The sequence below is a fragment of the Janthinobacterium sp. SUN128 genome (assembly GCF_030587275.1).
GTDB lineage: Bacteria > Pseudomonadota > Gammaproteobacteria > Burkholderiales > Burkholderiaceae_D > Janthinobacterium > Janthinobacterium lividum.
In genome coordinates this window covers 151,719-175,602 of sequence record NZ_JAPWHY010000001.1, presented here as the reverse complement: position 1 = coordinate 175,602, position 23,884 = coordinate 151,719, and the positions used below count along the sequence as shown (strand labels likewise).

The window sequence follows — 23,884 nt, the reverse complement described above, 5'->3', positions numbered from 1 at the left end:
GGAGAACGCCATGTTCGGTTTCGATACCCTGGACCTGTCGCGCGCGCAATTTGCGATGACGGCCATCTTCCACATCCTGTGGCCCATATTGACGATCAGCCTGTCGCTGTTCCTGTTTGTTGTCGAGGCGCTGTGGCTGCGCACCAGCGACCCCGTCTACTACCGTCACGCGCGCTTCTGGAGCAAGCTGCTGGTGCTGAACTTTGCCGTCGGCGTCGTCAGCGGGATTCCCCTGGAATTCCAGTTCGGCACCAACTGGGCGCCGTTTTCGCACCATTCCGGCCAGTTCATCGGCAACATCCTCGGCTTCGAGGGCGCCATGGCCTTCATGCTGGAAGCGGGCTTCATCGGCATCATGATGTTCGGCTGGGGCCGCGTACCGAAGGGCGTGCACCTGTTTGCCACCGGCATGGTGGCGCTCGGGTCGAGCATTTCCTCGTTCTGGATCATGGTCGCCAATTCCTGGATGCAGACGCCGGCCGGCGTGCGCGTGGTCGACGGCAAGATCATCGTCACCGATTACGTGGCTGCCATCTTCAATCCCGACATGGCCTGGGCCGTGGGCCACATGTGGGTGGCCGCCGTGGAAACGGGCTTGTTCGTCATCGCCGGCATTTCCGCCTGGTATATGTTCAAGCGCCGCGAACCGGCCTTCTTCGCCCGCTCGTTCAAGCTGGCGCTGATGTTGCTGCTGGTCATCGCACCCTTGCAAGTCTGGCTCGGCGATTCGAGCGGCGTCGACGTCTTCAAGACCCAGCCAGCCAAGGGCGCGGCCATCGAAGGCCACTGGCACACGAATCCTGATGGCGAGGGTGCGGCCTGGTCCCTGCTGGCCTGGCCTAACCAGGCGGAGCAAAAGAATGACTGGTCCATCGAAGTGCCCGGCATGCTCAGCGTGATTGCCACGCATAGCGCCACGGGCAAGATCACGGGCCTGGCCGACATCGCCCGCGAAGACCAGCCGCCCATGCTGCCGTTGCTGTACTACGCCTTCCGCACCATGGCCGGCATCGGCATGTGGTTCGTGCTGCTGTCGTTCTGGACCTTCATGGCCTGGCGCAAGGTAGGCGGGCGCGTGGAAGAGTTCGTGCGCAAGCGCACACTGCTGCTGGCCTGGGTGCTGACGATACCGCTGCCGTATATCGCCGTCGAGTGCGGCTGGATCGTGCGCGAAGTGGGACGCCAGCCGTGGGTCGTGTATGGCTTGCTGCGCACGCGCGACGCCGTCTCCGACGTGGCGGCACACGCTGTGGCCGGCAGCATGCTGATGTTCTTCGTGTTTTACATCGTGCTGTTCGTCACCTTCTTTGTGTTTGCCAAGAAATGGCTGCAACAAGGCCCGGACGTGGCGCTGCCGCTGCCGGACGCCGCCCATGCCGCGGGGGTATTGAAATGCGCCGCTATCTGACGAGGAGTGTGTAATGGATATGAATTCGCATGCCATGCTGGGCAATGCCTGGTTCGGCTTGATCGGCCTGATGCTGATCTTTTACGTGGTCACGGACGGCTTCGACCTGGGCGTGGGCATCCTCAGCCTGCTCACCCGCCGCGAGCAGGAACGCAACCTGATCTTCCAGTCCATCGCCCACGTGTGGGACGCCAACGAAACCTGGCTGGTAGTGGTGGGCGGCGCCCTGTTCGGCGCCTTTCCCAGCGCCTATGCCACCTTGCTGGAACAGCTGTATATTCCCATCATGCTGCTGATCGCCAGCCTGATCATGCGCGGCGCCTCGATCGAGTTCCGCCATGCGGCCGGCAACAAGCGCCTGTGGGACGTGGTCTTCGGCGTGGGCAGCCTGCTGGCCGCCGTGGCGCAAGGCGTGGTGCTGGGCGAGGTCATCACGGGCTTGCAGCCGGGCTGGCTAAGCGGTATTTTCACGGCCTGCACGGCGCTGGGCGTGGTGGCCGGTTATTGCCTCCTGGGTAGCACTTACCTGATCAAGAAGACGGGCGGCCAGCTGGAAGCGGCGGCGCGCCGCTATGCCACGGCCAGCGTGCTGGCAACTGTCGCGGCCGCCATCGTGCTGTCGGCCGGCACCATGGTCTTCAGCGCCATCGGCCACGACCGCTGGGCGCAGCCGGGCGTGTTCGGCGTGCTGCTGGCCCTGGCCGCCATCGCCGCCAGCGCCTTCATCTACATCCTGTGGGCCGTGCATGTGAACGGCGTGCGCGGACCGTTCCGCGGCGCCATCGTGCTGTTCCTGGCCTCGTTCGCGGGCCTGGCCATCAGCTTTTTCCCCGACCTCGTGCCGGGCAAGCTGAGCATCGCGGCGGCCGCATCCGATGAGCCGACCTTGATCTTCATGCTGATCGGCATGGGTTCCATGCTGCCAATCATGATCGGCTACAACCTGTTCCAATACTACGTCTTCGAGGGCAAAGTCGTGCCCCGGAAACATTAACCGGCATCACGGCATGCGCATTCCATCATGATTATCCGCCCCACCACCAACTGGTTTCGCATGCTGTTCGTCTGGGATGGCTCGGTGCTGCAAGCCATCATCCCGCAATTGCTGCTGATGCTGGTCGTCAGTTCCCTGGCCCTGCTGACGGATGGCCGTATCTTCGGCGTCAAGATTCCGCTCGATACGGCGCCGTTTCCCATGGTCGGCATCAGCCTGGCGATCTTTCTCGGCTTTCGCAATAACGCCAGCTATGCGCGCTTTGTCGAGGCGCGGCATATCTGGGGGCAATTGCTGATCGCCGCGCGCGCCCTGGCTTCGCAAGCGATCACGTATCTGCCACGGGAGACGAGCGGGCTCGACCATGAGTTGCTGATGAACCGGCTGATCGCCTTCGTCTACGCGCTCAAGCACCAGCTGCGCCAGACGGACCCGCAGGAAGACCTGGCGCGCTACCTGCCGGCCGAGGAAGTGCAGCGCTTGCAGGGCATCGCCTTCAAGCCCGTCGCCGTGCTGCACACGGTGCGCGCCATGCTGCATGACGCCGTGCAGCGCCAGCCGGGCCAGGCGCAGCTGCTGTGGATGCTAGACACCCAGCTCAACGACCTGGCCGCCACCGTGGCCGGTTGCGAGCGCATCAAGAACACGCCGATTCCATATCCGTACGGCGTGCTGGTGCACCGCACCGTCTACATGTACTGTTTTTTACTGCCGCTGGGCCTGGTGGACGCCATCGGCGTGGCCACGCCCCTCATTTCCGTCTTTGTCGCCTACACCCTGTTTGCGCTGGAAGCCATCGCGCAGCAGATCGCCGAACCGTTCGGCCTGGCGCCCAACTGCCTGGCCCTGAACGCTATGACGCGGGAAACGGAACGCTCGCTGCTGGAATTGCATGGCGACCCGCTGCCACCGTCGATACGGCCCTGCCCGCGCTATCAGATCAATTAACCGGAGGAAAAAATCATGGAATGCGATATCGGCATCACCACCATCGAACGCGACGGTTACCTGGACGTCCCCATGGTGCGCCACCAGGGGGACGTGGCCACGGCGGGCCGCGACATGGTGGCCGAGGAGTATCCCGTGGCCCTCGTCTACAACGGCATCGCCCACGCGGTGATGATGGCCACGCCGCGCGACCTGGAGGAATTCGCCGTCGGCTTTACCTTGACCGAAGGTATCGTCGGCAGCGTGCGCGACATCTACGACCTCGATGTGTGTTGCGGCGAGGATAGCGCGGAAGTGCGGCTGACCATCGCGCAGCCGGATTTGATCAAGCTCAAGGCCCGCCGCCGCGCGCTGACCGGGCGCACCGGTTGCGGCGTGTGCGGCATCGAAAGTCTGGCCCTGCTGGACCTGGTGCCGGAAAAGATCACGCGTCCGCTGCCGCCGCTGGTCGCCAGCAGCGCCATCCTCGGCCGCGCCGCGCGCGAACTGCTGCCCTACCAGGAATTGATGCACAAGACGGGCGGCGTGCACGCGGCCGCCTGGTGCACGGCCGAAGGCGCCATCGTGAAAGTGTTCGAGGATGTGGGCCGGCATAACGGCCTGGACAAGCTGATCGGCTACCTGGCCCTGCACCGCATCGCCATGCACGACGGCTTCGTCTTCCTCTCCAGCCGCGCCAGCTATGAACTGGTGCGCAAGTCGGCGCGCATGCATATCGGGCTCGTCGCCACCATCTCGGCACCCACCTCGCTGGCCATCCGCATCGCGCGCCAGGCCGGCATGCAGCTGGCCAGCTTTTGCCGCCGCGACGGCTTTGTCGACTACACGGCCGGTGACGGGGAAGATAGCGGCCAGCATGCACCTTAGCATGTACCTTTAACGGCAGATGCTGCATTCTTTGCTGTAAAGCAAGTGCACGCTTGACTTGCCGACGCTGCGGGTTTTCAATGGTCATTGTTTCCATTAATTAACTTTGTCCGCTTGCCAGCACACGGCGCGGCAACGATGAAAGGATGGCGTCGATGGCCCAGGCACAAGAGCAGCATCTGATGGATACATGGCAAACGGGCGGCTTGAAGCCGCGCGCCTGCGATTGCGGCGGCACCGTCTTCACCATCCTGCACCAGCGGGTGATGGCGGACATGCGGCGCCGGCAGTTTCTCGGCGGCGCGGCCGCCATGCTGGCGCCCTTCGTCGGCCTCGGCCTGTCCACCGGCAACGCCATCGCCCAGCAGCCGCAAACGCCCCAGCGCCCCCTGCTGCTGACCAATCTGCGCCTGTTCGACGGCACGGGCAAGGCGCCCCGTTCCGGCATCCACGTGCTGGTGACAGGCCCGACCATTACGGCCCTGCTGCCGGCCGGCGAAAAGGTGGACGGCGCGCAAGTGATCGATTGCCAGGGCAAGCTGGTGATGCCGGGCCTGATCGACGCCCACTGGCACACCATGCTCGCCGCCATCAACCAGGTGACGGCCATGACGTCCGACGTCGGCTATCTGTACCTGGTGGCGGCGCAGGAAGCGCAGCGCACCCTGCTGCGGGGCTTTACATCCGTGCGCGATCCTGGCGGCCCCGCCTTTGCATTGAAACGCGCCATCGATGAAGGCATCGTCGACGGCCCCCGCATCTTTCCTTCGGGCGCCATGATTTCGCAAACCTCGGGCCATGGCGACTTCCGTTTGCGTTCCGACATCCCGCGTGCGGCGAATGCCCCGCTGGGCATGGCGGAAACGGCGGGCATGGCCATGATCGCCGATGGCGAGGCGGAAGTGCTGCGCCGCGTGCGCGAACAATTGATGCTGGGCGCGACGCAAATCAAGATGATGGCTGGCGGCGGCGTCGCTTCGATGTACGACCCGCTCGACAGCACGCAATATTCGGAACGCGAACTGCGCGCCGGCGTGGAAGCGGCCGCCGACTGGGGCACGTATGTGATGACCCACGTCTACACGCCGAAAGGCATACAGCGGGCCATCCGCGCAGGCGTGCGCAGCATCGAGCATGGCCAGCTGGCGGACGACGACTCCGTGCGCATGATGCGCGACACGGGCACATGGTGGAGCCTGCAGCCTTTCCTGCAAGACGCGGATGCGAATGTGTATCCCGATGCGGCGCGCAAGGCCAGCCAGGCCATTGTCTCGGAGGGCACGGTGAAGGCATATGCGCTGGCGCAAAAGTACGGCATCAGGACGGGCTGGGGCACGGATATCCTGTTCAACGCGAAAAACACGCCCACGCAAGGCCGCCAGCTGGCGAAACTCACGCGCTTTTACGATCCCCTGACCTTGCTGGCGCAGGCGACGGGGCAAAATGGCGAACTGCTGGCCCTGTCCGGCCAGCGCTCGCCCTACCCGGGCACTTTGGGCCGCCTGGCCGCGGGCGCGCTGGCCGACTTGCTGGTGGCCGATGGCGACCCTGCGAAAAATCTCGATTTCCTCGCCCGGCCGGAAGAAAGCCTGCTGCTGATCATGAAGAACGGCCGCATCTACAAGGACAAATTGCGCGCGCCATTGGCAGGCTGAAGGCGGGCGCGTTGGCAACGGCGGTGGCTTGCCGCATAATGCGCCCATGTTCAAACTGACTTTTCTCGGCACGTCTTCCGGCGTGCCCACGCGCCACCGCAACGTCACGTCGCTGGCCCTGCAAACCACGCACAACCGCGACTGGTGGATGATCGATTGCGGCGAAGCCACGCAGCACCGGCTGCAGCGCCTGCCCCTGTCCGTGCACGACCTGGTGGGCATCTGCATCACCCACGTGCATGGCGACCACAGCTACGGGCTGCCGGGCTTGCTGGCCAGCGCCTCGATGACGGGGCGCAAGAAGCCCTTGCTGCTGATCGCCCCGGCCGCCATCAAGGCCTGGATCGACGCCACCCTGCTACACACGGAACTGTTCCTGACATATCCGCTGATCCACATCGACGTGGACAGCGCGCCAGTGGTCTACGAGGAAGCGGGCTTGACCGTTTCGCGCCATGCGCTGTCGCACCGCGCACCGAGCGTCGGTTATCGTTTCGCGCTGGAAACGAGCAGGTGGAAGCTGGACAAGGCGGCCCTGCAGGCAGCGGGCGTGCCGCCCGGCCCCGCGTGGGGACTCTTGCAAGCTGGCCAGGATGCGCTGCTCGACGATGGCACGGTACTGAACGCCGCCGCTTTCCGCCAGGTGGAAACGCAGCGCGCCACGGTGGTGATCGGCGGCGACAACGACACGCCGGCCTTGCTGGCCGACGCTTGCGCGGATGCGCAACTGCTCGTGCATGAAGCCACCTATACGGAAGCGATGCTGCAGAAAGTGGGGCCCGGCCCCACGCACAGTTCCGTGCAGCGCGTGGCGCAGTTCGCCGAAACGGTGCGCCTGCCGAACCTGATCCTCACCCACTTCAGCGCCCGCTACCACAATGCGGACGGCATGGCCGAGCTGGAAGCGGAAGCCCGGCTGCATTATTCAGGTGAACTGTTCCTGGCGCGCGATTTCGACAGCTATGAACTCGACGCGGCCGGCGTGCTGAGCAAACTACCTGGGAAATCCCAATAACAACGCCTAACAAAACCGTAGCGAGCGGAAGTAAGTTGTGGTTGAGAAGCGCAACTGTACGAAGGTACAGTGAGCATCGCAGACCGCAAATTACGACGCGCAGTAGGTTTTGTTAGGTGTTACTTTAGTGGGGATTGACGCCATACTGCGCCGCATACTCGGCAGCCAGCGCGCGCGCCGCCTGCTGCTGTGACGGCGTGAGGATTTCCAGCAACTGGTCGCGGTTCTTGATCGATTGCACGCTGCCTGCCTCGGCCGGCATGGCGATCCACGCATACGCCTGCACGTAGTCGAGCTCCACGCCCTGCCCTTGCGCGTACAGCAAGCCATATTCATTCTGCGCCGACAGGGAACCGGCTTCGGCCGCCTGCTTGTACCAGAACGCCGCTTCGGCATAGTCTTGCGGTACGCCATCGCCCTTGCGGTAAGCCTGCGCCAGGTTGAATTGCGACTGGCCATCGCCCGCCTCGGCTGCCTGGCGGCCATACGCGAGCGATTGCGCCATGTCTTGCGCGACGCCATCGCCGCTCGCATACATCAGGGCCAGATTGGCCAGCGACGGCGGAAAACCCGCCTGCGCTGCCGCAGTAAACAATTCCACCGCTTTCGGCAAATCTTGCGTCACGCCATGGCCCTGGTAATACAGGCTGGCCAATAAATGCTGGCCGGCCGGATCGCCGGTGCGCGCGGCCGCATCGAATTGCTTGAATGCCTCGGCGTAATTGACGTCGTTATAAGCGAGGATGCCTGCTTCATTCAAAGATTCGGGAGAGGATGTCATAAGAATTCCTTGTTCATGGATTTTTTGGCATTGTACACAGCACTGTTCCGCGCAGAATGCACGATAGGGAATGGTGTGGCGCACTGCCCAAATCCTGCAGTATGATCACTCTCCGCCTGATGCAATCGGGGTATTGTGCCCCAACGCCCGTCCACGAATATCGCCATGAAATTGATTGCTCTGCTTTTATCCCTGATTTCCACCTCGGCTTATTGCGGCACCTTGCACCTGGACAAAGCAGTAACAGGCAAAGTGTGGCAAGCGGCCGATATCCGTTATGCGAATCACGATGAAAAACAGACGTATCAGCTGAAAGTCGGGAAACAGTGGCTCAATGGCAGTTGCAGCAGCAGCGGCACGGGCAATTTGCACGCGCTGCTGCTGGACATGAATTTCGACGGCCATGCCGACCTGTGGGTCACCGGCTATACGGATAGCCAGGGGCGCATCCGCTGTTCCGATGTATGGCTATGGGATGCGCCGTCGAAGCAATACAGTTTCAACAAGCCATTATCAGCCATTCCAAATCTGGATATCGGCATGAACGATCAAAGAATCGAAGGCGGCATCGCCAATTGCGGCTGCGCGGCGCAATGCTTTTATGAAGACAGCTATGCGTGGCGGGCTGACACATTAATCGCCACCGCGCGGCGCGAACAGGATTGCGAGCGTTATCGGGAATATCGTCTGAATGACAAAAACGACTTGATCATCGTCAAGGATGAAATCATCGATAGCAGCAACCCCGGCCAGCAGGCCATCGAAAATACAAAAGTAGTTGACTGGCAGCGTCACGCGAAAATCATGCGCAAACCCTGGGAATGATTTTTATCCTGCCCTGCCCGCCATTCATCCCACACCATCGAGCAAATACATGACGACACACCCAACATCGATTACTTTCCATTCCGCCAAGGCGGAAGACACCCCCGCCTTCATCGACTTGCGCGGCAAGACGCGGCAAAATGCCATTCCCGCGGAACGCCTGGCGGAAGTGGGCATCACGGCCGACTCCTGGGCCGAAATGATGCGCTCGGGCAGCCTGCCTGGCCAGGTCTGCCATCACGACGGCCAGCTGGTCGGCTACTGCTTTGGCGAGCGCGACACAGGCGAAATCATCGTCCTGGCCCTGCTGCCGGAATTCGAAGGCTTAGGTATCGGCAAGACCTTGCTGGAATTGGTGATGACGGAACTGCGCGCGCAAGGCCACCAACGGCTGTTCCTCGGCTGCTCCAACGACCCCGCCTCGCGCTCCTACGGTTTTTACCGCTACCTGGGCTGGACCGCGACGGGCGAGACGGACAAGTATGGCGACGATGTGCTGGAGTTCCGCTTTACGGCCTAGGCTGCCAAGCGGTTGGCATCCCACACGCGCATGATTTGCGTGATGGCAGAGTCAAACACGGCGTAGCCCACGCCATCGCGGGCCTGGATAGCCACGCCCGACAGAAAGCTGTCGAAGACGGACGCCAGCGCCACGGCATCCATATCACCAGGCAGGTCGCCGCTGGCCATGCCCCGCTCGACGCAGCGCACGAAGCCGGCGCGCGTGCGGGCGCGCGATTGCGTGAGGGGCGCGGCCACGGCCGCGTGTTCGGCCGTCGGCGCGCTCATGCAGCCGAGCGCCACCATGCAGCCGGGCGGATGTCCCGGCTCGGACTGCATGCTGGCCGACTGGCGCAAGGCCAGCTCGATGGCGGCGCGCGGCGCCAGGCTATCATCCCACAGGCACTCCGTCACGCGGGCAAACGTGTCCAGATAGCATTGTGCCGCTTCGCGGAACAGCGCTTCCTTCGAACCGAACGCCGCATAAAAACTGGGCGCGGAAATGCCGCCGCCCAGGCTCGCCTTGAGCTGGCTCAAGGACGTCGATTCATACCCCTGCTGCCAGAATAAAAACATGGCCTGCTCGACCGCTGCCTGCCGGTCGAACGTGCGCGGCCGTCCCATTTGCGCCATCCTTCGCTCCTCCTCATTTACTTACATACTACTCGATACAGAAGTCGTTGACAACGCGGCACGTCATCACCTATATTTATACCGATCGATACATATGTACCGCAACGACGGTCAGGGGCGCTCCTGCGCCTGATCTCTTTACAATGATGTTTGCCGTGAATCTCGCCACTATCACCACCGGAACCAGCCCCGCGCTGGCCGACCGCCTCCCCGTCGCCGGCCTGCTGGCCCTGGCCATGACGGGTTTTATCTGCATCGTCACGGAAACCTTGCCCGCCGGCTTGCTGCCGCAGATCAGCTCTGGACTCGGCATCAGCGCCGCGCTGGCCGGGCAAATGGTCACGGCCTATGCCCTCGGCTCCCTGCTGGCAGCCATTCCGCTCACCATCGCCACGCGCGGCTGGCGCCGCCGCAACGTGCTGTTGCTGACCATCATCGGCTTTCTCGTGTTCAATACCGTCACGGCCCTGTCGTCGCACTACTGGCTGACCCTGGCGGCCCGCTTCTTTGCCGGCATGGCGGCCGGACTGGCGTGGAGCTTGCTGGCCGGCTATGCGCGGCGCATGGTGGCGCCACACCAGCAAGGCCGCGCCTTGGCGCTGGCCATGGTGGGCGCACCGGTCGCCCTGTCCCTGGGCGTGCCGCTGGGCACATTGCTCGGTTCGCTCGTCGGCTGGCGTGCCGCGTTCTGGATCATTTCCACACTGACATTGATCCTCATCGCCTGGGTGCTGGCGAAGGTGCCGGACTACCCGGGCCAGTCCGTCCATGAGCGCCTGCCCTTGCGCCGCGTCTTCACGACGCCGGGCGTGCGCCCCGTGCTGGCTGTCGTCATCGCCTGGATGCTGGCACACAATATTCTCTACACCTACATCGCCCCATTCGTGGCGCCGGCCGGATTGACGGAGCGGGTCGACCTGGTGCTGCTCGTCTTCGGCGCCGCCGCCATGGCTGGCATCTGGATCACGGGCAAGCTGGTCGAGCGCCACTTGCGCGCCACCGTGCTGGCCAGCCTGGCCGTGTTCGCCGCGACGTCCCTCGTGCTGGGCGTCGCATCGCACATTCCCGCTGTCATCTACCTGGGCATGGCTGTCTGGGGCTTGTCCTTTGGCGGCGCGGCAACGCTGTTGCAGACGGCGCTGGCCGACACGGCAGGCAGTGGCGCCGACGTGGCCTTGTCGATGAACGTCGTGGCGTGGAATGGCGCGATTGCGGCCGCGGGCGTGGTCGGCGGCGCCCTTCTGGAAACGTGGGGCGCGGACGCCTTCCCGTGGGCCATGGTCAGCTTGCTGGTACTGGCGCTCCTCGCCGCCTGGTCGGCCCGCGCGCACGGTTTCCGGCCGGGACGGCGCAGCGGCGGCGCGTCCGTGGCCGGGCATTGATACAACGCGTTTAATCAGCTGCCGGCACGCTCAGAATGCGGGGTACGTGTCCAGTATGGGCGAGGAAATCGACCAGGGTGGCATGCGACAGCGCCACCGTGGCCGTATTGCGCAAGGGATGGGCTTGCACAGAACCGGCTTCCCATACGGCCTGGTCCAGCACCAGTTCCACCGCCTGCGCACTGTCATGCAGCAAGGCAAACAGGCTGACGGAGCCGGGCGTGATGCCCAGATGCTGGAGCAGGCGTTCAGGCGAGGCCATGCTCAGCTTACTGGCCGGCAACAGCCGCCCCAGCGCCGCCAGGTCGATGCGCTTGTCGAAAGGCACGATGACGAGAAAATGCCGCCGGCCCTTTTCATCGCGCAAGAACAGATTCTTCACCATCAGGCCGGGCATGGCTGGCACGTGGATCAGCGCCTCGTCGATGGTGTGTACGGCCAGGTGTTCGGCCAGGGTGTAATCGCCGGCGCTGCTTGCCAGCCAGCGGGACAGGGTTTCTTGCATGGAGACTCCTCAGCTCGGACGCGATGAAGAGATTGTAGCGGCGCGCCGCGTGCTGCGCTGCCGTCAGGGCGGGTTCTCGTCCTTGTCGGCCTTGTCGGCCGCCGCCAACCCCCAGTCATTCCAGCCCTCGCCAAACAGCTCGATCGGATGCTGCGTGCGCTCGGAACCATTGCCGCAGCGCATGGCGTCCGGCGGACAATACTTGTCGCAGCCCCAGCAGATGCGTTCGGGATTCTTGGGGTTCAAGGGAAAAGGCTTGGCCATGGTGTGGGCGCCGGGGTCGGTTGGGTCTTGTTGATGACTCTAGACCTGGCGCGGTGGGCGGTCAAACCAATTTCAGCTAAAAACTTGTCCAATATCAACCTTATGCAGATAGTGGAGCATCTGCATGGCGCCGTCCCCTACTCTTTATCTTTTCTGACGGAGATGGCCACTTCCAGCACGATACGCGCCGCATTGACACCGCCGTCGGCGGCTGGCTGTGCCTTGAGCTCATCGAGCACGTAGACCATCGTCACCATGGCGCCAGGCACGAACAGCTTGATGTCCTGTTTGTCGTTCATGTAGATGCTCTCGTCCACTGCCGAGCCATCCGCCAGGCGCAAGGTGAAGCTGTTAACCTGATCGCCACGGCGGCTGTCCTGGCCCGCGAAATAGGTGTGTTCGATGCTGCCCGTCAAGGTTTGCGTCGGGAGGCGTTGGGCCTCGATGCTTTCCCACCAGGCTTCGGAAGCGAACAGGCCGTGCCTGCCTTTCAGGCCCATGTGGGGCCTGGCACTGTCGAGGGTGAGGGCCTGGGTTTTGGCGACGCGGCCGGGATCTTTTGCCAGGGCTTCGGCGAGGGTATAGACGGGTTTCATCAGGTGCGGGAATTGTTAAAAACGGTCGCTCAATGTTTGCGCCGAATGACGTAGGCATTGCCGGCAGGCTCAAAACCGAGCGTCGGATAATAGGACATCGCATCCGGCGCGGAGAGCAGTATCAACGACACTTCCTCGCCGATGATGGCCTGGGTGCGCTTGACAAGTTCCTTGCCGATTCCCAGGCCCTGGTAATCCTTGTTGACGGCCAGGTCCGACAGATAGCAGCAATAGGCATAGTCGGTCAACGACCGGGCCAATCCTACCAGCTCCCCATCCACCCACGCCGACAGCAAGAGACAAGGCGTGGCGAACATGCGCGCGATTCTCGGGAGATTGGCGGTGGGGCGCTTGATTCCGGACTGATCGAAAACACGGACGACATCGACCGGATCAAGGGGAAAATTGTGACGATATTCTACGGTAATGTTTTTCATGGTTTCAGAGGTGGAGGTAAGCGCGCTTGGGCGTGCCGTAGCCATGATATGGCCGCAGCCTGTTTCGACAAGTATCGCTCATGTCGGCGTATTCATAGTATGGCAGTTGCGGGAGATGAAGGCTGTTCCCGTCCCCGCCACGCACCTGTATTTCAGTCAATTGCCCGGAACTTTAAAAAACATTGTCCTTCATACTCCACTTCGCAATCCAATGCGAAGCCGATTCTTGCAAGCCCCCTGACGCGAGTGCGGCTGGGCGGCAGCAGGATACTGACCGGGCCAATACCCAGTTCCAGCCGGAGGTGCATGAACCGGCGAACCAGTGCAGGACCATGTCCCCAGAACGCGGGGAGCAATACCAGTGCCAAGTCAGCTTCGCTCCCTTCCTTCTGAAAACCGCCCCAGCCGGCAAACGCGCCATCAATCCGGATAGCCCACGGCCCATAGCCATTTGCTTGCCACTGCGCGTCCTTGCCTTTCGCCCATTCCATCACAGCGTGCTCATCCCAGCTTTTGGTGGCGAGCGGCATGTGGCGGATGACGTCCGGGTGATTCAACAGAACGAGCCATTCTTCATTGGCAATATCGGAGAGCGGGTGAAAAGTAAAAGCCATGTGCGTCTTGTCAGTTTAATGAGAACCCGATGAACTTCTCATCGTGCCACGAAAACTACGCACTCACCAGTGGAGAACAAAAACGCTGGAGCCGGGATTGTTGACTGTAGACGGGGCAGTTCCATCCTTCCTGCATTCGCAAGGGTGTGAAGGCAGAGTCAACATGCGTGAGGCAATCCTGCCAGCAAACGAACAAGCTGTCGGCAGCTTGTGTGACAATGCACGCACTGGAAATATGGAAGCTTCCATATCTCTATCTAATATCGAACAGACTTGGCAAGGATTGTAAATATGTTGGCACCGTTACGTTTGAATAGACGCATGTACGCTTCCTTTGTCGCCGCCGTTTTTCTTGTTGCTGGCGTCTCATCGGCGCGCGCGACCACGCTTGACGAGGACAGGACACGCGGTGACATACATGGCTTGTTTGAGATCAGGGATGCTGCAGTAAAGTTCATGGCAGCAGAGAATTCCAAAAACGGAACACGGTGGCGGGTCTTGGAGCCGAACCGGAAGATTCTGGTGACGAAATGCGCGATATCGTTGCGTGTGGAATGGGTTCCGAAGAGCCGTGGTCTGTCTGGATCAAATGTTGCGGTGAGCTGCGCCAAGACTGTAAAGCCCACGATACAACATAAATGGGAAGTGTTTGTGCCAATCGCCAAGGGTCCACAACACGTCACAGTTATTCCAGGAAACTCCTGAGTGACACCGCTTATTTTGAGCCGCGGATGCAAAAAATGGCCAAAGAATAATAATTGACACAAATATTTCATTTGGGCAGTATCGATTTGCATTTCTGAAAAGTCATACACTTATCAGGACTTCGTTTCACACTAGAACATTGACCGCATCAATTTAAAAGGGTTTACAATGCCATTTAAAAAGTCGATTTTTGCAACGTTTTCCGTAGGATTATTAGCTTTTTCAGCCTATGCTTATGCGGCAGCTGCGTACTCCATTTCATACGCATACTATTCCGATGCCAGCTACAGCGAGCAAGTGGGCGAAGGACAATTCAATTGCAATGGAAGAACCATTGTCCTCTGGGGGCAGTCGACCTCTTACAAATTGGAGCAAACACGCGAATCTTGCCGTTCAGGCGATCCGTATACTGATCCGTGGGGAAACTAAATCAATTCCTTGCATAGCCAAGAAACTGCATCTTCTTAATTCATTGCCCAACATTTTGTGCGATAAAAAAGCCAGTCAAATGACTGGCTTTTTTATTATGCAGGACTTTCCTGAAACTGTTTTGCACTATCACAAATTTCATACCATGCGGGCTTGGATCCTACATAAACATGAAATTGCATGCTGACCTCAGGGTCATCATCCAGGCAGTTAACTGATATCGGAAACGAATCATTTTCTGAGCCAATTTCCCCCAAAGAAGTCCCGCAGTTTTTACAAAAAGTTCTTGCATATTTAAAGGGGGCCTCTGGCTCATATCGCTGAATAAATTCTCGCCCCTCCAGCAAGGTAAATGAATTTTTATCAACGAAGGCCAAGGCACTCGCGCCGGCCTTCCGACAACGAGAACAGTGACACATGCCCATCATGCCCGGGGGCGACGCCAATTCAAACTTTACTGAGCCACAGCAGCAACTGCCTCTGATCATGAGATGTCCTTTTTGAAAGTTGACACTGTATTTTTACACAGTACTTTTGGACAGGCAAGTTACATATGGTGGAATTTTTCAGGACCGAAGCGAGGAAGGGGCAGCTCTGCCATTCAGGCACAGACTGATGCGTTGATTGCTGTGAAAGCTTGTTCAATCGAAAACTGATTAGAAGTTTGCGAACGGTAGCAGTGGATCTCTCCTGCTGTTGGAACAGGCCGGGAGATCGTGCTGGTGTTGATGATGAGCGTGCACTGGAGTCAAAAAAGCAAGGGGAGGATTCTGAGCGGGCTGGCCCCATAAGCCCAGCCTGTAGCCCAAGCTTTATTCTTCACCAGTGTACACGGAGTTCAACTGGAATATTTATCAATGGTTTCACTGAATAATCTGGCTTGCGATCCAGGAAACAAGCAACGTCGGGAATGGGAAGGATCTGTGCAAATATTCCTAGCTTTGTCTTGTATTCGATTTTATTGAGCAACACGGCATTCGCATGGGATAGAGCATGGATGTCCTCGCAAGCAAGATCGAGTGTCTCGTATCGCGCATAGTGATCGCCCGGCTGATTGGCCCAGTAGATGCACAGCGCTGTAGCAAATTCACACTTTGCTTGCGCTATGACCTGCGTTATAAACCATATGCCACTATCATAATTATGATGCTGGACGATGGCATGAAGCTGACATCCAGACAGAGTCGAGAGATCGTTTTCTACTTCTTTTTTGAACGCTTGAATACCTATCGTTCTCTGCCGAACATAGAAGTGATAAAAATCTTCCTCCTCGTTACCTTCCATAGCGCTGTCAAAAACCGACTGATCCATGTTGTGGTAATAAGTGTCGCCGGCACATTTTCCTTTCAGGGCCAGGATTAGGATATCTTGCTCGGCATCCGAGCCGTTCGGCTGTGTAAGTCCCAGCGCTTTTTTCAGTTTTGTTAAAATTTGCATTCCTTGGAGTAGACGGTTTGACAAAACTTCAGGATGAGTGAATGCGACAAATGGAAAAGAAATGTCGTTCCTCATGCAGCCTGCACAATATTGTCGTATCTATTTAGCTGGCGCGACTCGCACCACAGCGTACCAGCAATATGAAAGAGTTAATGGAAAACATCAATTGTAAAGGCATGCCACACATCCGCGTACTGGCAGACGAAGACACCGACGGCCCCACGTACGAAACTCTGCCGGCGCGCCAGATTGACGAGCACGTCTTCGAACTGCTGGCGTCACCCGGCTTGGCCCTGAACCTGGCGCGCGGCGACATCGTAAACATCGCCGACCCGCTCTCCCCTGCACTAGTATTAAAGCGCGGCGGCAACTTCTGCATCCAGATCTACGATGCCGACGCCGTGAGCCAGTCCGCAGTCGACCAGCTCGAGTACGACGTGCAAAAGCAGCTTGGCGGCACAATGGACGGCCAAATCTGACCTTCAGCGTGTCAGGCCACCACGGCATTTACAACGTCAACAGTCCCTTCGACGCCTTCCGCGAAGCAACGGGCGTGGAATGGTACTTCGCCAATATCTACGCCAACCTCGATGACGACAATGATGAAACCCTACTCAACTGGTGGGTGGATATGTAAGTTTACTGACTGCCTTAACGAGGCGCCGCAAGCCTTGGTCCAGCACGTCATCAAAGGCTACCTCATACCAACACCAAAACCGTAGAAAAGGTTTATAGCGCCTGGGCCACTTGGCGAGGCAAGTTCGGTCCCAGACGGCTCCACCACTGAATTTTAGAATCAACTAGGCAGCTAGAAGAAGGCTGTCATTCTTTGGGGTGTTTTTGCGGTTTTTAGCCTGGGAATGACAACAAAATGACAGCTTTTTTTCGTACGTTAGCGACTCAGCAACAACAGCCATCCCCTCATGTCGTAGCCTTGCGATGGGTTTGCGTCAAGACCCGGAGCGCTATGTGCATAGGAACGTTGTTTTTCGCCAAGTAGGCGGCCGCAGTCGCTGTGCCTAGCATTTCTTGAAAAATGACTCCGACATCGACTTTTTGCGCTGTTAGACCGTCATGCCTTAAACAGTCATAATTTTGGTTGGCTGCAATAGCAAATATGGGTTCATCAAGGTTGTTAACGTGCATTTTTGCCTCATCAATAAAAGAGAAAAATGTCTCCTTTTTTGTCTTAAAGATAACTTAAATTTCCATTTTTGAGTAAATATTTTCTTTAATCAAGTTATTGAAAAAGTAAAAAATTAACTATTAACAAGCAAAAATCATGCTGACAAGAACGTAAGGAAGCATGGGGGCAAAACACCTGTTATTGTAAGGGAGACTCTCCCACTTCCCCTGCAAATCCCTTGGCCAGGACACACCACGCGCACTGACGCGAGGGTCAGGTTTGGCGTTCAGACACGGACTGAGGCGTGGGGTTCTGTAACAGTTGGCTCAGTCGAACAACTGATTGGAAGCACGAGCGCGCGCCCACGGCGCGCGGGGCTGCCGCGCAGCGGCAGCGTCCACCTACGCACAAACATCGATATAAAAAAGCCTTTGCGTACCAGAAGCGCAATGACACCAAGCTGGCACACGCATGGATGCGTGCCACTGGCTTGGATGGTACTGCGCATGAAACGTAGCGACTGGGGGAGCCATTACGGAATCACCTAGGCGTTAACACTATGAAGCAGGCCGGATCACTTCCAGACTCCAGCCTTCCCCATCGCAGAAACAAAAGTGGAAAAATCGCGCGCCGGCTTGCCAAGCACAGCCTCGACGTCACCCGAGACTTGCGCCAGCTTATTGTTAGCGATGTCCTGATAGAGAACGCTGAAAGAGTAGGCCCACTCCTCCGGCACCTGTTGCGCGATTTGCTCGGCGACGTAGGTAGCAGGATCGACCGGCACATACGAGAGAGGGTGTTGCGCCCCCGAGGTAATTTCCTGCGCCACCTCTGCAAAGCTCAGCAGGCCAGGGCCAGTCAGATCATACTTGCAGCCGTTGTGGCGATCATCCGTCAAAGCGGCGACCGCCACTTCAGCGATGTCATCCGCATCGACAAACGCTTCCTTTCCGGACCCTGCTGGCAAACGCAGCTCGCCCGAGCGTACGGACTGGAGCAGAAAATCCTCGCTGAAATTCTGGAAAAACCAGCGCAGACGCAGACTGGTCAGGTTTAAGCCGGCGCTGACGATATGATGCTCTGCAGCGCGCATGGCCTGTGAAAACTCGCTACCGTCGTCCGGAGTCGAAGCCAGCACAGTCTTTTTCACGCCGGCAGCAGCGGCGGCACGGGCGAAATCTCCCACTTGCTCAGTCGCGCCGTCAAAGCCCAAACCGGGGTGCACGATGTACACAGCGCGTACGCCCTGCAGCGCCGGTTGCCAGGTCGAGGCATCGTCCCAGTCGAAGCGCACGGCCGATTTGCGCGAAACGGCGCGGACGGCGAACCCTCGTTGCCTGAGATTGGCGGCGACGCGGCTGCCGGTCTTACCGGTGGCGCCGATGACGAGAATTGGACTGTCAGACATGATGCTCTCCTGATGGTGTTGCGGTGGTTAAAAAAGTCATGGCTATCAAACGCGCTCTGATCGCTGGCAGGTCCAGAACCCTTGCCGAAGCGCCAACGCTCAGCGAAGTAAACCAAGCGCCATCGGCCGCCAGTCTGACGACCTCTAGAAGTTCTCCGGCGTCGGTGTCAGCATGGCGGCGCAATCGTTGCGCCAGCCAGGCGTGCCATTGGGCTGCCATCAACGTCTCCGCAGTCAGCGAACTAAAAAGAGCAGACCAAATGCGCGTGGTGTCGTCATCCATAGAGAGTGCGGCGTGAACATAGGCGCGGGTAAAGCTGCCGCGCGGCACCTGATCGGCGGCGATCAAGTCGTCAAGCGCCGCGTCCAACTCCTGCATCAGCTCATTGACCATCGCATCGACCATCGCCTGTTTATTAGCGAAATGGTGGAAGAGCGCGCCCTTGGTCACGCCTGCAGCTGCCGACACACCTGCAACTGTCACGGCAGCGAGACCCTCGCTACCAGCGATCAACGCTGCACAATTGAGCAAGGCACGACGCACCGCTTCGGGATCCTTTCGACGTTCGTAAGCAGATGCCATGTCAATGCCCGCTTGCTTTAGAGAAGCCGTTGACGATAATCACCCCGACCACGATGAAGCCGATGCCGACCATGGCAATCCAGTCGAGCCGTTGCTTAAACACCACGATGCTGACAATCGCGGTGAGAACGATGCCCAGGCCGCCCCATATCGCATATGCCACTCCAATTGGCAAAGTCCTAAGTGCCTGGGCCAGTAAATAGAATGAGACGCCATACAGCCCGAGGGAGATCAAGGTCGGCGCCAATTTGCTGAATTGCTCGGACTTGTTGAGAAACGCGGTGCCGGCCACCTCGCATGCAATGGCGCCGCCCAAAGCCGCCCACGATAATAAATTTGGATTCATTTGAAGAAAACTTTTCACAATTGAAGATGGGTGCAAAGATAACATACCGCTTGGTATCTTTCAATTGAAAGTGTGTACTATCACCATTATCAAAGTCCTTCACTACAACCTCTATCCGGCTGCGATACAGCCTCTTCAGCACACAAACATCATCCGTTTCACGTCATCACATCACCTGTACGAAAAACCGCTCACAGTGCGTCAAAATGCGTCAAATCGCATGCCCCCTCTTCGCCCCGCCGCGCCAGTCCTCATGCGCCTTCGGCCATGGCGCACATTTGAGTCAAAAGACCCCTACATAGCGGGCAGGTGTGGAAGGGGGCAACTGCGCGCGCCGGGCCGAAATGGGCTTTTTTCTTACATCCGATGCAACATCATTCGCTGGGGCGTGAAAAAGCCGCCTCGTGGGCGGCTTGCACGGTGTCTAGGGATCTCCAGCGTGCAGGGAACGTCCGGAACTCTGCCCTGCCGACTATAGCGGTGTGGCGGTCATCCTGTGCGTAAGCGCCCAGCCATCCCGTTTAAGAATTCCTGATCGTTATCTCCAAACTATTCCTCGACCAATACGGGAGGCAACGGTGTCAAACGTGGAGTGGCAGAAGGTGCGGAAGGAACGGGTAGCGGAGTGGCGGGCCAGCGTACAATCGGAGGCCAACAATGATAACCTCTCGATAACACCTCCTCGCTGACAGCGATATACCCTGAGACACCTTATGAAAAAGATGACGGCGACTGAAAAGAAGGCGATTACTCAAGACTGGAAAGAAGCGATTGGTGCGTATGAAATATATAAGCCACTTCACTTATTGAAGCGTAACGGCCCTCTGCTGACTGGCATTTATCTACAACCTATGTATGGCGAGGAACATTATGTTCCCGTGTTCCACACGCACTCACTGATGACGCCGTTTCCTGTGGTTTCGCTGGCCACACCGAGTCCTTTATTGAATGGTAAAGGCGTAGATGAGTCAATAAGTCCCTTGCGCCACTCAAGCAAGTTCGATGAGCTAGTTGAACGGTTTCGATTGCAGTGCCCTACTGCATTTCTCGACACACTGTCCTGCTCCACGCTGGACAGGCTGTATCAAAATGCTGTAGCAAGTACGCATAACTTCCCGATACAAGCCATGACCGACAATGTCTTGTTGCTGGCTTGGTGCAAAAAGGAGGCAAGGGTCGCCGAACGTATTGAGTATTACAAACTCATCTTGCAGGGATGGCCGGAAGGTGTAACCCATCACGTAGGGGGAGCTATAGGCTGGGAGCGTGAAATCAAGACGTTATTAGAGCCTCAACGTCTTGTAGAGTCCGTCACACAAGAATTGAAAAAATTCAAGTTGAGTCATTTCCCAGATCATTCACTGGCATGTGATTAATCCTGTGTGGCCGGCGCGCGCCTTTGCAAGCCAGTTCCTTGTCGTAGTCGTCCCGGCACTCCACGCTACAGAACAGCAACGCAGGTGCCTGCGCCTCGTCGCAGTAGTGGCAGCAGCCATGTGCCACGCACGGCGGCCAAGCCGCGCGCCACTTCCGCGAAAATGATCTTGCCGTTGTTGTCGATATGGTCGCTCATTGCGCTGTCTCTTGCCCAGGCCCACGACGCGAGGGTCAGGTGCGGCGTTCAGACACGGACTGAGGCGTTGCCGGCTGTGACAGCTGGGTCAGTTGAAAAGCTGATTGGAACCACGAACGCGCGCCCACGGCGCGCGGGGCTGCCGCGCAGCGGCAGCGGTTGGAGGATTCGGGGAGGGCTGGGCCGGTAGGCCCAGCCCTTCGAATCTCACACGCAGGGCGCCGCCCTGCTCGCTTCCGCCAAGAAAAAAAAGCCGCCCAAAGGGGGGGCTCTTCTTTTTATTTCTTGGCGGAAGCGGTGTAATGCGAATAGATAATCCTGATGCGGCTCACAGACCGACCACAACAACCGTACCTACTAAACTACCTACTAGCGGATATCGGTGCAAAAATACTTTGCGAAAATTATTGCCCCATTGGACTTGAATCAGCTCGTAGTCGTGCGCATTAAGCGTATGCGCTATGAACTCATGCCGCCAGTTACCTAAACTGTAGCCGTACTGGTGACTTCAGACACCCCTTCTCTACCCGAACTTCCCTGCCCCCTGCAACCGCCAAAATAATCCAGAAAAAACAAAAGCCACGCTTAGCATGGCTTTTGAGCAATCTGAGCAGTTTAGCTCTACTTCTTCGACTTAACTTGCTTTCCCGCAGGTACCGTCAACACGACCGTAGTCTTGGGGTGCGTCTTTGCGTATTGCGCTGTAACGATGCGGCCGGTGCCAGCGTCTATAGGCATTTGCTTGGTTCGGGTAGGCTTGGTTGCCATTGAATGACTCCTAACATTTCAAATTAACAATGCAACACTTAACAAATAAAGAAATAAATTAGATGAAAAATGTCGAATTTTTGCTTAGAATAGAGTCATGGTCGCTTCACAAGCGCCATGACTCGGTGTCAACCCGATCTCCTGATCATATGGGTTTTTGCCATATACGATCCCTGCCTTATTAGCTCTACATTGCTAATTATGTTCCGCGTGTCAGCGGCTGGGTTCAATTCCGGGGTGGCTAGCGTTCGACGCGCTAGCCCCCTACCTACACGGCCATCCATTGATGAATAACTACCACTACATCTAGTGGATGTGCGCATGAACAGATCTAATTGTAGTGACGCTAGGATACAGAAGCAATACTTTTCCCACGTTTAGCCCCGTAATTTTTTGTCATTTCTCGTACGATTTCGGTTGACTTTTCACAGTGCGCATAGACTGCCCAATGCCTGCGGAGTAAGCGCTAACGCACGCCAGTAACCAGTTGTGGTCTTAATCTTCCCGAATACCAAAATTTTCGAATATCCATCTAGCCATCATCGACAAATTTGTATTTTTCATATCCAACTTGTGATTTTTAAAATTTTTTAGCTCTAAGTACAGATTAACGTAGCAATCAGCTCTGTCCTTGGCCGTTATAGGTTCTTATCGCCCCTCGGGCACGGCTGGTGCATCGACTCCAACAAAACATAACCATGACTGTGCAAAATCGCAAAACTGCTGGTCGCTATTCTTGTGACGCTCAAAGCCAGAAAGCACCATCCGGCCGTCCCGAAACCAAAGCAGTTCGCCCCCAAACAGAGTGTCCATAACTTGATCACTACTCCCGTGAGTGAATCGAGCAAGTTTCACCATCCGGTGCAAGCCTTGATCGGTAGTATCAACGACCTCAAGTCGCCCTGGACGCGCCATATTGAAGCGATCATTTAAGCGGCGCTTGGGTATCTCAACTCCATTCAGGCGCATCTTCAGCATTTTCACCATCATACTCCCCTCCAAAAAATAACTGTATATACATACAGCATATCAAAACTAGAAACCAGCTATCATCTGCCCCATGTGTGGACGCGTCGACATGAGTGAAAATTCCCGGCTCTACCTGAATGCCATCGGGTGGACAGATGCGGCCATCGACAGCCAGGAGCAGATACGCTTCAACGTCATGCCCGGCACCTACGTGCCAGTGCTCCACCTCAAGGATGATCAACCGCGCCTGGATGACACCTTCTGGAGCTACCGACCAGCCTGGGCCGCCGCCGCTACACCCGCCACTGGCAAGCAGAAAATCCCCATCGCCATCAATGCCCGCGTGGAAAAGCTCGCGGGTGCCTACTGGAAACCGCTGCTGCGCGCCGGTCGCGGTATCGTCTGCGCGTCGGGCTGGTACGAATGGACGGGAGAAAAGGGACACAAGCAACCCTGGCACATTCATCGCAAAGATCGGGAGCCGCTGTTCTTGCTCGCGCTGGCCAACTTCGGGCCGTTCAAGGAAAACCGCGAGGAAGCGGGCTTCGTCCTGGTCACCGCGGATTCAGTCGGGGGCATGGTCGACATTCACGACCGCCGGCCCGTCACCGTCAGCGCCGACGACGCGCGCCGCTGGCTCGATCCCAGGCTGACAACCGACGAGGCCATGCACATCGCGCGCACGGCCATGCTCGACGCCGACCTGTTCGAATGGCATGCCGTAAGTACGGAATTGAACCGTGGCACGGACGGGCCGCAGGTTGCCGCGCCGCTGGCCAGCACCGAGTAAGCACGGGCTGTGCGGCTGTGATACAGCCCCACCAGCGCATGAAAGCCGCCCTTCCCAAGCCATCGCACCACCCAGCCGAAAAACCGCTAAAAGTGCGTCAAAATGCGTCAAATCGCATGTCCTCTCTTCACCCCGCCGCGCCAGTCCTCATGCGCCTTCAGCCATGGCGCAAATTTGAGTCAAAAGAGCCCTATATAGCGGGCAGGTGTGGAGGGGGGACAACTGCGCGCGCCGGGCCGAAATGGGGTTTTTTCTTGCTTCTGGTGCAACATCAATCGTCGGGACGTGAAAAAGCCGCCTCGTGGGCGGCTTGTGCGGTGGCTGC

The 23,884-nt window shown here is 58.2% G+C and carries 28 protein-coding genes; 13 read left to right on the top strand and 15 right to left on the bottom strand.

Annotation, left to right across the window (positions count from 1 at the left end):
* Positions 1-10: 10 nt before the first annotated feature.
* From O3297_RS00925 to O3297_RS00900, 6 genes are all read left to right on the top strand, one after another.
* The gene (locus O3297_RS00925; protein ID WP_305047500.1) at positions 11-1,408 is read left to right on the top strand and encodes a cytochrome ubiquinol oxidase subunit I; all 1,398 of its coding nucleotides are present in this window, start codon (positions 11-13) and stop codon (positions 1,406-1,408) included.
* A gap of 13 nt (positions 1,409-1,421) precedes the next feature.
* The gene (locus O3297_RS00920; RefSeq protein ID WP_305047499.1) at positions 1,422-2,402 is read left to right on the top strand and encodes a cytochrome d ubiquinol oxidase subunit II; all 981 of its coding nucleotides are present in this window, start codon (positions 1,422-1,424) and stop codon (positions 2,400-2,402) included.
* 27 nt (positions 2,403-2,429) lie between these two features.
* Entirely contained in the window at positions 2,430-3,350 is a 921-nt protein-coding gene (locus O3297_RS00915; RefSeq protein ID WP_070278533.1) for a bestrophin family protein, read from the top strand.
* A gap of 15 nt (positions 3,351-3,365) precedes the next feature.
* Positions 3,366-4,217 (top strand): formate dehydrogenase accessory sulfurtransferase FdhD, encoded by an 852-nt coding sequence (fdhD, locus tag O3297_RS00910; protein WP_370385373.1) that lies wholly within the window; start codon positions 3,366-3,368, stop codon positions 4,215-4,217.
* Positions 4,218-4,399: 182 nt separating this feature from the next.
* The gene (locus O3297_RS00905) at positions 4,400-5,872 is read left to right on the top strand and encodes an amidohydrolase family protein (protein WP_305047498.1); all 1,473 of its coding nucleotides are present in this window, start codon (positions 4,400-4,402) and stop codon (positions 5,870-5,872) included.
* 46 nt (positions 5,873-5,918) lie between these two features.
* Complete coding sequence (locus tag O3297_RS00900) at positions 5,919-6,887, top strand: ribonuclease Z (RefSeq protein WP_305047497.1); 969 nt, start codon at positions 5,919-5,921, stop codon at positions 6,885-6,887.
* A gap of 124 nt (positions 6,888-7,011) precedes the next feature.
* Here the strand turns inward: O3297_RS00900 and O3297_RS00895 are convergent, their stop codons facing one another.
* On the bottom strand, positions 7,012-7,668 hold the full coding sequence (locus tag O3297_RS00895; RefSeq protein ID WP_305047496.1) for a tetratricopeptide repeat protein: 657 nt from the start codon (positions 7,666-7,668) through the stop codon (positions 7,012-7,014).
* 165 nt (positions 7,669-7,833) lie between these two features.
* On the opposite strand from O3297_RS00895, the gene O3297_RS00890 reads away from it, so the two are divergent.
* Complete coding sequence (locus O3297_RS00890; RefSeq protein WP_305047495.1) at positions 7,834-8,493, top strand: hypothetical protein; 660 nt, start codon at positions 7,834-7,836, stop codon at positions 8,491-8,493.
* Positions 8,494-8,542: 49 nt separating this feature from the next.
* A complete protein-coding gene (locus O3297_RS00885; protein WP_305047494.1) occupies positions 8,543-9,013 on the top strand; it encodes a GNAT family N-acetyltransferase in 471 nt (156 codons plus the stop codon).
* Here O3297_RS00885 and O3297_RS00880 read toward each other — a convergent pair.
* Entirely contained in the window at positions 9,010-9,618 is a 609-nt protein-coding gene (locus tag O3297_RS00880) for a TetR/AcrR family transcriptional regulator (RefSeq protein ID WP_306508422.1), read from the bottom strand. The two genes, O3297_RS00885 and O3297_RS00880, sit on opposite strands and share 4 nt — an antisense overlap.
* A gap of 245 nt (positions 9,619-9,863) precedes the next feature.
* Here O3297_RS00880 and O3297_RS00875 point away from each other — a divergent pair, with 245 nt between their 5' ends.
* Entirely contained in the window at positions 9,864-11,009 is a 1,146-nt protein-coding gene (locus O3297_RS00875) for an MFS transporter (RefSeq protein WP_305049578.1), read from the top strand.
* Positions 11,010-11,019: 10 nt separating this feature from the next.
* On the opposite strand, the gene O3297_RS00870 is transcribed toward O3297_RS00875, so the two are convergent.
* The 8 genes from O3297_RS00870 to O3297_RS00835 all read right to left on the bottom strand — a co-directional run bounded on the left by O3297_RS00870 (position 11,020) and on the right by O3297_RS00835 (position 16,071).
* Positions 11,020-11,514 (bottom strand): prolyl-tRNA synthetase associated domain-containing protein, encoded by a 495-nt coding sequence (locus O3297_RS00870; protein ID WP_305047493.1) that lies wholly within the window; start codon positions 11,512-11,514, stop codon positions 11,020-11,022.
* A gap of 63 nt (positions 11,515-11,577) precedes the next feature.
* Entirely contained in the window at positions 11,578-11,778 is a 201-nt protein-coding gene (locus O3297_RS00865) for a DUF3079 domain-containing protein (protein WP_070255230.1), read from the bottom strand.
* Between the two features lie 137 nt (positions 11,779-11,915).
* Positions 11,916-12,374: a hypothetical protein gene (locus O3297_RS00860; protein ID WP_305047492.1), complete on the bottom strand. Its 459-nt coding sequence runs from the start codon at positions 12,372-12,374 to the stop codon at positions 11,916-11,918.
* A 29-nt stretch (positions 12,375-12,403) separates the two neighbouring features.
* The gene (locus O3297_RS00855; RefSeq protein WP_176382495.1) at positions 12,404-12,811 is read right to left on the bottom strand and encodes a GNAT family N-acetyltransferase; all 408 of its coding nucleotides are present in this window, start codon (positions 12,809-12,811) and stop codon (positions 12,404-12,406) included.
* A 152-nt stretch (positions 12,812-12,963) separates the two neighbouring features.
* Entirely contained in the window at positions 12,964-13,425 is a 462-nt protein-coding gene (locus O3297_RS00850; protein WP_305047491.1) for a GNAT family N-acetyltransferase, read from the bottom strand.
* 257 nt (positions 13,426-13,682) lie between these two features.
* A complete protein-coding gene (locus O3297_RS00845) occupies positions 13,683-14,222 on the bottom strand; it encodes a hypothetical protein (protein WP_305047490.1) in 540 nt (179 codons plus the stop codon).
* Between the two features lie 432 nt (positions 14,223-14,654).
* Positions 14,655-15,047: a GFA family protein gene (locus O3297_RS00840; RefSeq protein WP_305047489.1), complete on the bottom strand. Its 393-nt coding sequence runs from the start codon at positions 15,045-15,047 to the stop codon at positions 14,655-14,657.
* Between the two features lie 331 nt (positions 15,048-15,378).
* Complete coding sequence (locus O3297_RS00835) at positions 15,379-16,071, bottom strand: DUF4274 domain-containing protein (protein ID WP_305047488.1); 693 nt, start codon at positions 16,069-16,071, stop codon at positions 15,379-15,381.
* A gap of 77 nt (positions 16,072-16,148) precedes the next feature.
* Here O3297_RS00835 and O3297_RS00830 point away from each other — a divergent pair, with 77 nt between their 5' ends.
* Positions 16,149-16,475: a DUF4265 domain-containing protein gene (locus O3297_RS00830; RefSeq protein ID WP_305047487.1), complete on the top strand. Its 327-nt coding sequence runs from the start codon at positions 16,149-16,151 to the stop codon at positions 16,473-16,475.
* A gap of 8 nt (positions 16,476-16,483) precedes the next feature.
* Positions 16,484-16,633 carry a hypothetical protein gene (locus O3297_RS00825; RefSeq protein WP_225317232.1) on the top strand — a complete coding sequence of 50 codons (150 nt, stop codon included), beginning with the start codon at positions 16,484-16,486 and terminating at the stop codon, positions 16,631-16,633.
* 1,063 nt (positions 16,634-17,696) lie between these two features.
* Here the strand turns inward: O3297_RS00825 and O3297_RS00820 are convergent.
* The 3 genes from O3297_RS00820 to O3297_RS00810 are packed head-to-tail and all read right to left on the bottom strand — an operon-like array spanning position 17,697 to position 19,504.
* Positions 17,697-18,530: an NmrA family NAD(P)-binding protein gene (locus O3297_RS00820; protein ID WP_305047486.1), complete on the bottom strand. Its 834-nt coding sequence runs from the start codon at positions 18,528-18,530 to the stop codon at positions 17,697-17,699.
* Entirely contained in the window at positions 18,523-19,113 is a 591-nt protein-coding gene (locus O3297_RS00815) for a TetR/AcrR family transcriptional regulator (RefSeq protein WP_034786618.1), read from the bottom strand. Before O3297_RS00815 ends, O3297_RS00820 begins: the two co-directional genes overlap by 8 nt.
* A 1-nt stretch (position 19,114) precedes the next feature.
* Positions 19,115-19,504: a multidrug efflux SMR transporter gene (locus O3297_RS00810; RefSeq protein ID WP_305047485.1), complete on the bottom strand. Its 390-nt coding sequence runs from the start codon at positions 19,502-19,504 to the stop codon at positions 19,115-19,117.
* Between the two features lie 668 nt (positions 19,505-20,172).
* On the opposite strand from O3297_RS00810, the gene O3297_RS00805 reads away from it, so the two are divergent.
* A complete protein-coding gene (locus O3297_RS00805) occupies positions 20,173-20,835 on the top strand; it encodes a hypothetical protein (protein ID WP_305047484.1) in 663 nt (220 codons plus the stop codon).
* Between the two features lie 65 nt (positions 20,836-20,900).
* On the opposite strand, the gene O3297_RS00800 is transcribed toward O3297_RS00805, so the two are convergent.
* The gene (locus tag O3297_RS00800) at positions 20,901-21,032 is read right to left on the bottom strand and encodes a hypothetical protein (RefSeq protein ID WP_305047483.1); all 132 of its coding nucleotides are present in this window, start codon (positions 21,030-21,032) and stop codon (positions 20,901-20,903) included.
* Positions 21,033-22,448: 1,416 nt separating this feature from the next.
* Positions 22,449-22,790, bottom strand: a complete 342-nt coding sequence (locus tag O3297_RS00795; protein WP_305047482.1) for a hypothetical protein — start codon at positions 22,788-22,790, stop codon at positions 22,449-22,451.
* 70 nt (positions 22,791-22,860) lie between these two features.
* On the opposite strand from O3297_RS00795, the gene O3297_RS00790 reads away from it, so the two are divergent.
* A complete protein-coding gene (locus O3297_RS00790) occupies positions 22,861-23,559 on the top strand; it encodes an SOS response-associated peptidase family protein (protein ID WP_305047481.1) in 699 nt (232 codons plus the stop codon).
* Positions 23,560-23,884: the final 325 nt, after the last annotated feature.

Bases quoted from the DNA above. Each gene is read 5' to 3' on its own strand.
- O3297_RS00925 (WP_305047500.1), top strand. From the start codon at position 11: ATGTTCGGTTTCGATACCCTGGACCTGTCGCGCGCGCAATTTGCGATG.
- O3297_RS00920 (WP_305047499.1), top strand. From the start codon at position 1,422: ATGGATATGAATTCGCATGCCATGCTGGGCAATGCCTGGTTCGGCTTG.
- O3297_RS00915 (WP_070278533.1), top strand. From the start codon at position 2,430: ATGATTATCCGCCCCACCACCAACTGGTTTCGCATGCTGTTCGTCTGG.
- fdhD (WP_370385373.1), top strand. From the start codon at position 3,366: ATGGAATGCGATATCGGCATCACCACCATCGAACGCGACGGTTACCTG.
- O3297_RS00905 (WP_305047498.1), top strand. From the start codon at position 4,400: ATGGATACATGGCAAACGGGCGGCTTGAAGCCGCGCGCCTGCGATTGC.
- O3297_RS00900 (WP_305047497.1), top strand. From the start codon at position 5,919: ATGTTCAAACTGACTTTTCTCGGCACGTCTTCCGGCGTGCCCACGCGC.
- O3297_RS00895 (WP_305047496.1), bottom strand. From the start codon at position 7,668: ATGACATCCTCTCCCGAATCTTTGAATGAAGCAGGCATCCTCGCTTAT.
- O3297_RS00890 (WP_305047495.1), top strand. From the start codon at position 7,834: ATGAAATTGATTGCTCTGCTTTTATCCCTGATTTCCACCTCGGCTTAT.
- O3297_RS00885 (WP_305047494.1), top strand. From the start codon at position 8,543: ATGACGACACACCCAACATCGATTACTTTCCATTCCGCCAAGGCGGAA.
- O3297_RS00880 (WP_306508422.1), bottom strand. From the start codon at position 9,618: ATGGGACGGCCGCGCACGTTCGACCGGCAGGCAGCGGTCGAGCAGGCC.
- O3297_RS00875 (WP_305049578.1), top strand. From the start codon at position 9,864: ATGACGGGTTTTATCTGCATCGTCACGGAAACCTTGCCCGCCGGCTTG.
- O3297_RS00870 (WP_305047493.1), bottom strand. From the start codon at position 11,514: ATGCAAGAAACCCTGTCCCGCTGGCTGGCAAGCAGCGCCGGCGATTAC.
- O3297_RS00865 (WP_070255230.1), bottom strand. From the start codon at position 11,778: ATGGCCAAGCCTTTTCCCTTGAACCCCAAGAATCCCGAACGCATCTGC.
- O3297_RS00860 (WP_305047492.1), bottom strand. From the start codon at position 12,374: ATGAAACCCGTCTATACCCTCGCCGAAGCCCTGGCAAAAGATCCCGGC.
- O3297_RS00855 (WP_176382495.1), bottom strand. From the start codon at position 12,811: ATGAAAAACATTACCGTAGAATATCGTCACAATTTTCCCCTTGATCCG.
- O3297_RS00850 (WP_305047491.1), bottom strand. From the start codon at position 13,425: ATGGCTTTTACTTTTCACCCGCTCTCCGATATTGCCAATGAAGAATGG.
- O3297_RS00845 (WP_305047490.1), bottom strand. From the start codon at position 14,222: ATGCAAATCGATACTGCCCAAATGAAATATTTGTGTCAATTATTATTC.
- O3297_RS00840 (WP_305047489.1), bottom strand. From the start codon at position 15,047: ATGATCAGAGGCAGTTGCTGCTGTGGCTCAGTAAAGTTTGAATTGGCG.
- O3297_RS00835 (WP_305047488.1), bottom strand. From the start codon at position 16,071: ATGAGGAACGACATTTCTTTTCCATTTGTCGCATTCACTCATCCTGAA.
- O3297_RS00830 (WP_305047487.1), top strand. From the start codon at position 16,149: ATGGAAAACATCAATTGTAAAGGCATGCCACACATCCGCGTACTGGCA.
- O3297_RS00820 (WP_305047486.1), bottom strand. From the start codon at position 18,530: ATGTCTGACAGTCCAATTCTCGTCATCGGCGCCACCGGTAAGACCGGC.
- O3297_RS00815 (WP_034786618.1), bottom strand. From the start codon at position 19,113: ATGGCATCTGCTTACGAACGTCGAAAGGATCCCGAAGCGGTGCGTCGT.
- O3297_RS00810 (WP_305047485.1), bottom strand. From the start codon at position 19,504: ATGTTATCTTTGCACCCATCTTCAATTGTGAAAAGTTTTCTTCAAATG.
- O3297_RS00805 (WP_305047484.1), top strand. From the start codon at position 20,173: ATGAAAAAGATGACGGCGACTGAAAAGAAGGCGATTACTCAAGACTGG.
- O3297_RS00800 (WP_305047483.1), bottom strand. From the start codon at position 21,032: ATGAGCGACCATATCGACAACAACGGCAAGATCATTTTCGCGGAAGTG.
- O3297_RS00795 (WP_305047482.1), bottom strand. From the start codon at position 22,790: ATGATGGTGAAAATGCTGAAGATGCGCCTGAATGGAGTTGAGATACCC.
- O3297_RS00790 (WP_305047481.1), top strand. From the start codon at position 22,861: ATGTGTGGACGCGTCGACATGAGTGAAAATTCCCGGCTCTACCTGAAT.